The organism is Acidovorax sp. KPB24-03 (genome assembly GCF_057546605.1).
This window is the reverse complement of record NZ_BAAJYR010000856.1, coordinates 1-743: the sequence shown is the minus strand read 5'-3', so window position 1 is coordinate 743 and position 743 is coordinate 1. Positions and strand designations below refer to the sequence as shown.

The following is a 743-nucleotide window of genomic DNA, read 5'->3' as shown; positions in this document are numbered from 1 at the left end:
CGCTGGCGCCCGGCTACACCTTCACCCTGGAGAACCACCCGCGCGAGGACCAGAACCAGCAATACCTGCTCACCGGGCTGGAGTACCACTTCAAGGAAAACCCCCAGGTCAGCGCCGTGGCGCCGGGCACCAAGGGCACGCCGCAGGAGGAGGGCTCGTTCCAGAAGTTCACCCTGCAGGCCCAGCCGACCAGCCTGCCCTACACGCCCGCGCGCACCACCCCGAAGCCCAAGAACCACCGGCCCGCAGACCGCCGTGGTGGTCGGCCCGCCGGGCGAGGAGATCTGGCCCGACCAGTACGGGCGCGTCAAGGTGCAGTTCCACTGGGACCGGGTGGGTGCCATGAACGAGAACTCCAGCTGCTGGGTGCGGGTCTCCAGCAGCTGGGCCGGCTCCGGCTTCGGGGCCATGTTCATCCCGCGCATCAACATGGAAGTCGTGGTCGACTTCCTCAATGGCGACCCGGACTATCCCCTCATCACCGGCTGCGTGTACAACGCCGACAACATGCCGCCGTGGGCGCTGCCGGCCAACGCCACGCAGTCGGGCATCAAGACCAAGTCGAGCAAGGGCGGGGCCTTCGGCGACGGACTGAAGAACGGCGCGGGCGATGCCAACGCCATCCGCTTTGAGGACAAGGCCGGGGCCGAGCAGCTGTGGCTGCATGCGCAAAAGGACCAGCTCACCGAAGTGGAGAACGACGAGGACAAGTGGGTCGGCCGCGACCGGCGCAAGACCATCGA

1 pseudogene is annotated in these 743 nt (G+C 67.6%); it reads left to right on the top strand.

Annotation, left to right across the window (positions count from 1 at the left end):
- Window positions 1-743: pseudogene (tssI, locus tag AC27KI_RS26465) on the top strand (type VI secretion system tip protein TssI/VgrG); the annotation flags it as partial.